This window comes from Mycobacterium persicum (genome assembly GCF_002086675.1).
GTDB classification, from domain to species: domain Bacteria; phylum Actinomycetota; class Actinomycetes; order Mycobacteriales; family Mycobacteriaceae; genus Mycobacterium; species Mycobacterium persicum.
In genome coordinates this window covers 1-7,527 of the sequence record NZ_MVIF01000158.1, presented here as the reverse complement: position 1 = coordinate 7,527, position 7,527 = coordinate 1, and the positions used below count along the sequence as shown (strand labels likewise).

Sequence of the window (7,527 nt, the reverse complement as noted above, 5' to 3'; positions counted from 1 at the left end):
CTATGGGCGACCACCAGATCACCACCGAAGGTGTATTCACCTACAAAACCAACGACGACGGACAGTTGGTGGCCCTGCGGGCCTACTGGGAGATGGACCGCGCCGCCGCAACGGCCAAAAAAATCTAGTCCAAGCCTCCCCGTCACGCCTACACTCTCAGGCGTGCCTACTGAGCTGCGTTACGAGCGCTGGTTTCTCCCCTTCTCGGTACCGCTCGGCTGTGGGCCCAAGCACAGCGAGGTGCGCGTCCAGGACGGCGTTCTGTGCGTCAAGTTCGGCTGGGGCTTCAACGCCGAGATCCCCGTGGCGTCCATCAAAGACGTCAAGCCGAACAACGACCGGGTGTACTCCTGGGGTGCCCACGGGTTCCGGGGCCGCTGGCTGGTCAACGGCTCCTCCAAGGGCATCGTGGAGCTGACCATCGACCCACCCACGCGGGCAAAAGTCATGGGCGTGCCGGTCACGCTGAAAACGTTGTACGTCAGTGTGACCGACCCCGATGCATTGATCGCGGAAGTCAGCGGCAAGGCCTGACATCGGTCGGCAGTTCATCTGCCGACGCTCGGCTTTGGCGCCGGCGGCTTCGAGTCCCCGCCAGGGCTGCCCGGCTCAACTTGCGCTATGGGCAACGCCCATGCGGGTAGTGTCCAGGTGTCGCGATCAAAATGCTGGTGAGGGAGCTGGCTGTGGGTGCAGGGGAATTCAGGCGTAACCGGCTGTTGAACCAGCGCACCCTGGCTATCGTGGGCGTCGCGGTAGTCCTGGTGGCCATCCTCGCAGCTGTTGGGCACCTGGGCTTCTTCCGTACCTCATCCAAGGAGGCCGCGCCCAGCCAGGGCGGTCCGTCGACCGTCCCAGCCGCGCCCAAGCAGGTCGTGCTGCCGCTCGAGGTGGGCGATCCCGACGGGGTGGCGGTGGACGGTAAGGGCGATGTTTACGTCGCCGACTCAAGCAACAACCGGGTGTTGAAGCTGGCGGCCGGTTCCGATAAGCAATCCGAGTTGCCGTTCACCGGCCTCAACCGCCCGGCTAGTTTGGCGCTGGACGTCAGCGGCGCCATATACCTTGTCGACGCATACAACAACCGGGTACTCAAGCTGCCAGCGGACTCCCCCACGCCGGCTGAGTTGCCTTTCGCCGGCCTGAGCTCTCCCCATGGTGTTGCGGTAGACCGCAACGGCAACACGTACGTCGTGGACTCCGGCAACAACCGGGTATTGGAACTTCCCGCCGGTTCGAACAACCCCGCCGAGCTGCCGTTCATCGGCCTTCGTCACCCGTTGGGCACGGCAGTAGACGACGCCGGCACCGTGTATGTCGCCGACAGCGAAAACAACCGCGTGGCAAAGCTTGCCGCTGGTGCGACCAACCCGGTCTACCTGCCGTTCACCGAACTCAACTTTCCTCACGGTGTGGCGGTGGACCGCAAAGGCGGCGTCTACGTCACAGACTTGAACAACAACCGGGTTTTGAAGCTGGAGGCCGGCTCGAACACCCCATCGACACTGCCCTTCACCGACCTCGACTTCCCGTACGGCGTGGCAGTCGACGATGCAGGCAACGTCTACGTGACCGACTTTCACAAACGCGTGGTGAAACTGTCGATAAACTAACGGGTTCGCCGCCCGGATTAGGTCGACTGGGAAATCCCCTACAGTGCACAAGGATTCAAGCTTCGCACTGGCCGCCCGAACTGGGGCCAGGCTAGATCGGCTCCAGGCCGGTCAGATGCCGCTGGGCTAGGTCACGATAGGCCTGCGGATTGAGGTTGACCCAGGTCTCGGCTGCCGTTCCTTCGATCGGTCCTTTCACCTTGGCCGGTGCTCCGACCGCCAGGACGCCGGCAGGAATCTGGGTGCCGGCCACCACCAAGGCCCCCGCCGCCACCATGCTGCGCGCGCCGATCACCGCGCCGTCCAGCACGGTGGCGTGGTTGGCAATTAACGCCTCTTGTCCGACGTGCGCCCCATGGATCACGCACAGGTGGGCAATCGTCGCCCCGGGCCCGACGTCCACCGGGATACCCGGCGGCGCATGCAACACCGAGCCGTCCTGAACATTGGCGCCTTCGCGCACCACGACAGGCGCGTAGTCGCCTCGCAACACGGCGTTGTACCAAACCGACGCTCCCGCTTCGACGGTGACATCGCCGATCAGCGTCGCGGTGGGGGCAACAAACGCGGTGGGATCGACGCGCGGAGAGCGGCCCTCAAATGTGTATAGCGGCATCGTTTACATATACCGCACCATGCATATGCTGTGGCCAGGCGCGCCGCCATTGCACTCACCGGCCTCAAAACTGTAACGTGTTCTAGTTAGTGGTTCAGTGATGCGGAGGTGACAGCGTGAGTACCGGCACAAGTAGCGTCGGCGTCCGGGAGATCGATGCCGGAACCTTGCCGACCAGGTACGCGCGGGGTTGGCATTGCCTCGGTGTCGCCAAGGATTTCATGGACGGCAAGCCGCACGGGGTGGAAGCGTTCGGCACCAAGCTGGTGGTGTTCGCCGACTCTAACGGCGACCTGAAGATCCTCGACAACTACTGCCGTCACATGGGCGGTGACCTGTCCGGAGGCACCATCAAGGGCGACGAGATCGCCTGCCCGTTCCACGACTGGCGCTGGGGCGGCGACGGCCGCTGCAAGCTGGTGCCATACGCCAAGCGCACCCCCAAGACCGCGCGCACCCGGTCCTGGGAGACCGACGTGCGCGGCGGCCTGCTCTTCGTCTGGCACGACCACGAAGGCAACCCGCCGGACCCGAGTGTAAGGATCCCCGACATTCCCGAGGCAGCCAGCGACGAATGGACGGACTGGCGGTGGAACCGCATCCTCATCGAAGGGTCCAATTGCCGCGACATCATCGACAACGTCACCGACATGGCGCACTTCTTCTATATCCATTTCGGGTTGCCGACGTACTTCAAGAACGTCTTCGAGGGTCACATCGCCTCGCAGTATCTGCACAACGTGGGTCGCCCGGACGTGGAGGGTCTGGGAACCGCGTACGGCGAAGCGCACCTGGATTCCGAGGCGTCCTATTTCGGGCCGTCGTTCATGATCAACTGGCTGCACAATAGCTACAGCGGCTACAAGTCCGAGTCGATCCTGATCAATTGCCACTACCCGGTGACTCAGGACTCGTTCGTGTTGCAGTGGGGTGTGATCGTCGAAAAGCCCAAAGGCATGGACGAGAAGATGACCGACAAGCTGTCGCGGGTGTTCACCGAAGGCGTCAGCATGGGGTTCATGCAGGACGTCGAGATCTGGAAGCACAAAACCAGAATCGCGAACCCGCTGCTGGTCGAGGAAGACGGTGCGGTCTATCAGATGCGTCGCTGGTATGAGCAGTTCTATGTAGATGTGGCCGACATCAAACCCGAAATGGTGGAGCGCTTCGAGATGGAGGTGGACACCACTCGGGCCAACGAGTTCTGGAGGGCCGAGGTCCAAAGAAACCTGGACGCAAGGAAACCCGCCGACGGCGTGCCCGCCGAGCAGCACTGACGGTCATGAGCCCGTCCGACGATCAACCTGTTCCCGACGTCGATCGGCTGGCCCGTTCGATGCTGCTGCTGCGCGGTGGGCATCATGACCACCATACGGTATCCGAGGACCACGCGGGGCGTCGATCGCCTTCCAAGACATGGGATTTCGCCAACGATCCGCAACGCGCCGCCGCGGTACGGGAAGCCAGCCGGGCCGACCGTGAACGTTATCTGACCGGCGGCTTGCAACCGGTGGATTGCCGATTCTGTCACGTCACCGTCACCGTCAAGCGACTCGGGCCGGGTCATACGGCGGTGCAATGGAATACCGAGGCCGTGCAGCGCTGCGCGCATTTCGCCGAAGTGCGGGCGTCCGGCGGCAACACCGCACGCACCAAGGCCTGCCCGAAAATGAGCGACAGCATCGACCACGCCATCGCCGAGGGCTATCTGACCGAGGAACAGCGGGACTGAACACCCGCCGGTAAGGCCTTGAGGAAGGCTCATCCGTCACGGCCGGCCTCGGACGTCGCCAGCCTTTGCCGGGATCACCGGCACCCGCAGCCTTGCTGGCCGTTGCGGTCCCCAGTGCAACATGCACCGCGCGGACGGGCTTGGCAGGTAACGGGCGGGGAAGGCGCCGAAGAGCGGATTGCGTGGGGCCAGTTGACGACCCGCGACCAGCAGGCGGATGCGGTCGCCGGCATGGAAGACCGTGGCCGATGGCCCCAGTGCGACCTCGACCGGAACGACCTCACCGGGCGAGAGGGGTTGGCGCCGTTGAAAAGTGTGCACCGGTTCGTACATCGTGGAGCGCTCGGTGTCGATCTCACGCAGCGAGGCGCGCTGCCAACCCGTCGTCACCCGATCGCGGCCGAAACCATATGAGCCTTCGAACGAAACCCATTTCCTGCCAACCCATTTCTCGACACCGACGAACAGTGCGACGTCGTCGGCGCCGTCGACTGAGACCCATAGCACCAGGCTCATCGGGCCGGTGAGTTCCAGATCGCTTTGCACCGGGAAGGTGAATGCCGCGGCGCGGCGACGAGTGTGGAAGGTGACCGATCCGTCGACCGTCGGCGCTGCGGTGTCCAGATATCCGTTGTCGGCGAGGTAGAGATCGCACCATTGGGTACGGTGCAGCGGCCATTCACGTTCGGTACGGACCTGGGCGATGACGTCGCGCTGCTCGCGCACCTCGAGGCGGACCGGCGGGGGTTTGGGCACGTCGCGTTGCCTGAGGTAGCGATCAAAAAACGTCAGCTGAGCCCGTCGCGCCTCGTCGCCGTAGAACGTTGCCCATTTGCCGCCGCGATGCGTGTAGACGAATTTCTCGGTGGCGCTGACCTTTTCGAATGCCCGGAAGGATCCGCGGCTGTGCAGGTTGTTGTCGGAGAAGCTCGCGCAGACGAGCATGGGCACCGTGATCCTGGCGAGGTCCGGGACCAGCGATTGCCACCACTGATCTAGCAGCGGGTGTGCCCTGCGCAGCCTGCCGACGTCTTCGGAAGTGCGCATGACCCGTTTGACGATGGCGACCCAGATTCGGGAAAAGCCTTTCTCGGCAATTCCTCCCGGTGTGAAAAGGTCGCGGTAGGCGTCGGTGAACCCCTCCCAGGGACAGATCGCCTTGAGACTCGGCGGGTGCAGCGCGGCCGCCTTGAACTGTGAAAGGGCCAGGTAAGAGACCCCCAGCATGCCGACGTTGCCATTGGACCATGACCGGGCGCCCGCCCACTCGATCAGGTCGTAGACGTCGCGGCCCTCTTGATCGGAAAGCAACGCACCGACCCCGTCCGAGGTGCCGGCCCCCCGCAGGTCGGCGTTGACGACGGCATATCCCTGCGCTACCCACCAGACCGGATCTGGCGCCTCCCAACTGGTTTCGTTGGAGATTTCGATGGGCGCGGTTTGGCGCAGGACGCGAAACTGGGGGTTGATGCTCCACCGGCCCCAGATGCGCTTGGGCAGCCGGTCCTTTCCGTAGGGGTGTGCCGCCAGGATCACGGGGAACGGTCCCGGGCCAGGGGGGCGATAGACGTTGGCCCGCAACACAACACCGTCGCGCATACAGATAGCGACGTTTCGGTCCACCATGAGGTCCGGCGGTGCTGCCGCGACATCCACCGGCGGCCGAAGGATCCCCTGCAGCCGGGCCGCGGCATACCGGGCGGCCCCGAGTCGTTTCCAGGGACGGTCGTGGCTGGGGTACTCCGCTGACACCGCCGGCATAGTGGGCTCCTGGGTGCGCGGTCGGATGGATTGCGGCGCAATTTGGCTGGCCATCAGGAGATCATCCGCTCTACGGTGTCACGGAGTGCGACGGCCGATCGCGCCGGGCAGACGCTTACCGGATCGCCGGCCAACGCGGGTCCAACGTGGTGGCGCGGCTGGAATCGCGACCACCGACAGCGGCGGGTCAGCCGGGACACCGTGATGTCGCAGCGGCGCCCGTGCGGATGCGGGCATTGACCATAATCGCCGGGGCGGCGCCATCGGCACAGGTAGATCGGAGCTTGCCGGCCCATTGCGACTCCTCATTGCACTCTATTGAGTGACACTCAATTGTGTTAGAGTGTCACTCTAGCACGGTGGAGTAGGCTTCGGCAGGTGGAACAGAAGCGGCCCCGCAATACGACCCGATTACGCGAAGCCGCGGCGGCCTCGCGGGCAGAGACCCGCCGGCTGCTGCTGGAAGCTGCCGCCGAAGAATTCACCCGGGTCGGCTATGTCGCCGCCACGGTCAACCGAATCGCCGAGCGCGCCGGGGTCACGGTGCAGACGCTCTACCTCGCGTGGGGAAGCAAACGCGCGTTGCTACGCGGCTACCTCGACAGCACACTCGCGCCCGGAACGGTTCCGTCAGCGAAACACTTTTCCTCCCAAATACATTGCGATGATCCCGGTGGCACATTGGCGCAGATTGCGAAACTGTTCTGCGGTGTGGCGCAGCGCTCGGCAATCGCGTGGCGGGCCTACCGCGACGGAGCGGCAGTCGACAAGGCGATCGCCGAGGAATGGCAGCAGCTTCAGGCGCTGCGGCGCGCAACGTTCAGCGAGCTGCTGGCGACCATTCCAGACGATGCGCTGCAGCTCCCGCGGGAAGACGCCGTCGACACCGCGTGGGCGATCGCCGGTCCGGCCAGCTACGAGCTGTTGGTCTCGGGCGCCGGCTACTCACTCCAACGTTTCGAGGTTTGGGTCACCACGACCCTCCGCAACGCCCTGCTCAAACCTTCGGCGCTAAAGGTAGGCGCCTAACCATCGGCAGCAGCCGCCGAGTTGACTAGCCGCAACTGGCCGGTATTCAGCAGACCCGCGGGCGCAGATGACCGATTAGCGTTGCACAGCAATTCCTTTCGATTCGCGGTGACGACTGGCCCAGTAATAGCCCCGGGCTCATCGGCCAGCTGCGTCCCGCTTGCCACGGGTCCGGCGGGTAGCGCCGATACTTTTGTTTCACGCAAGGCTTTGTTCAAAACCTTCTGCTAGACGCGTTACCACCTTCCGGCGCACGCTGCTGGCAAGCGCTCGCCAAGCGGCGTGCCGGGCCTACGTGGCGGAAGGAAAGATGATGTCGTTCATCAATGTGGCACCCGACTTCGTGGCGGCCGCGGCCTCGGATCTGGCTGGGATTGGTACTGCGATCAGTGACGCCAACGTGGCTGCGGCAGCGCCAACCACGACCATCCTGGCCGCCGGTGCCGATGAGGTGTCGGCGGCCATCGCGGCACTGTTCGGTAACCATGCCCAGCAATACCAAGCGCTGAGCGCGCAAGCAGCGGCTTTTCACGACCGATTTGTGCAGGCGCTGAGAGCTGCCGCGGGCAGTTACGGGGCCGCCGAGGCGGCCAACGCTTCGCCCCTGCAAACCCTGGAGAACGACGTGCTGGGCGCCATCAATGCCCCCACCCAAGCGCTGTTGGGACGTCCGCTGATCGGCAACGGCGCCAACGGAACCGCGCCGGGACAGGCCGGTGGCGCCGGCGGGCTGCTCTTCGGCAACGGCGGTAACGGGGCCGTCGGCACCAATGCCG

The 7,527-nt window shown here is 64.4% G+C and carries 8 protein-coding genes and 1 pseudogene; 7 read left to right on the top strand and 2 right to left on the bottom strand.

The genetic code is table 11. The features are described from left to right. From BST40_RS26710 to BST40_RS26700, 3 genes and pseudogenes are all read left to right on the top strand, one after another. Positions 1-128 (top strand): annotated as a pseudogene (locus tag BST40_RS26710) (nuclear transport factor 2 family protein); the annotation flags it as partial. A 34-nt stretch (positions 129-162) separates the two neighbouring features. After that, positions 163-534, top strand: coding sequence for a hypothetical protein (locus BST40_RS26705; protein WP_075549392.1), 372 nt, complete (start codon positions 163-165; stop codon positions 532-534). 209 nt (positions 535-743) lie between these two features. Next, complete coding sequence (locus BST40_RS26700) at positions 744-1,613, top strand: NHL repeat-containing protein (protein WP_241780341.1); 870 nt, start codon at positions 744-746, stop codon at positions 1,611-1,613. A gap of 91 nt (positions 1,614-1,704) precedes the next feature. Here the strand turns inward: BST40_RS26700 and BST40_RS26695 are convergent, their stop codons facing one another. Continuing rightward, positions 1,705-2,229 (bottom strand): gamma carbonic anhydrase family protein, encoded by a 525-nt coding sequence (locus tag BST40_RS26695; RefSeq protein ID WP_075549393.1) that lies wholly within the window; start codon positions 2,227-2,229, stop codon positions 1,705-1,707. A gap of 116 nt (positions 2,230-2,345) precedes the next feature. On the opposite strand from BST40_RS26695, the gene BST40_RS26690 reads away from it, so the two are divergent. Further along, entirely contained in the window at positions 2,346-3,506 is a 1,161-nt protein-coding gene (locus BST40_RS26690; protein ID WP_083156304.1) for a 3-ketosteroid-9-alpha-monooxygenase, oxygenase component, read from the top strand. 5 nt (positions 3,507-3,511) lie between these two features. Beyond that, the gene (locus tag BST40_RS26685) at positions 3,512-3,961 is read left to right on the top strand and encodes a hypothetical protein (RefSeq protein ID WP_083044226.1); all 450 of its coding nucleotides are present in this window, start codon (positions 3,512-3,514) and stop codon (positions 3,959-3,961) included. 36 nt (positions 3,962-3,997) lie between these two features. Here the strand turns inward: BST40_RS26685 and BST40_RS26680 are convergent, their stop codons facing one another. Continuing rightward, positions 3,998-5,722 (bottom strand): CocE/NonD family hydrolase, encoded by a 1,725-nt coding sequence (locus BST40_RS26680; protein ID WP_083156306.1) that lies wholly within the window; start codon positions 5,720-5,722, stop codon positions 3,998-4,000. Between the two features lie 378 nt (positions 5,723-6,100). Here BST40_RS26680 and BST40_RS26675 point away from each other — a divergent pair, with 378 nt between their 5' ends. Together BST40_RS26675 and BST40_RS26670 are read left to right on the top strand one after the other, a co-directional pair. Then, positions 6,101-6,751, top strand: a complete 651-nt coding sequence (locus BST40_RS26675; protein WP_075549397.1) for a TetR/AcrR family transcriptional regulator — start codon at positions 6,101-6,103, stop codon at positions 6,749-6,751. 313 nt (positions 6,752-7,064) lie between these two features. Continuing rightward, positions 7,065-7,527, top strand: a 463-nt coding sequence (locus BST40_RS26670) for a PE family protein (RefSeq protein ID WP_142276821.1), incomplete at its 3' end; no start/stop codon positions are given.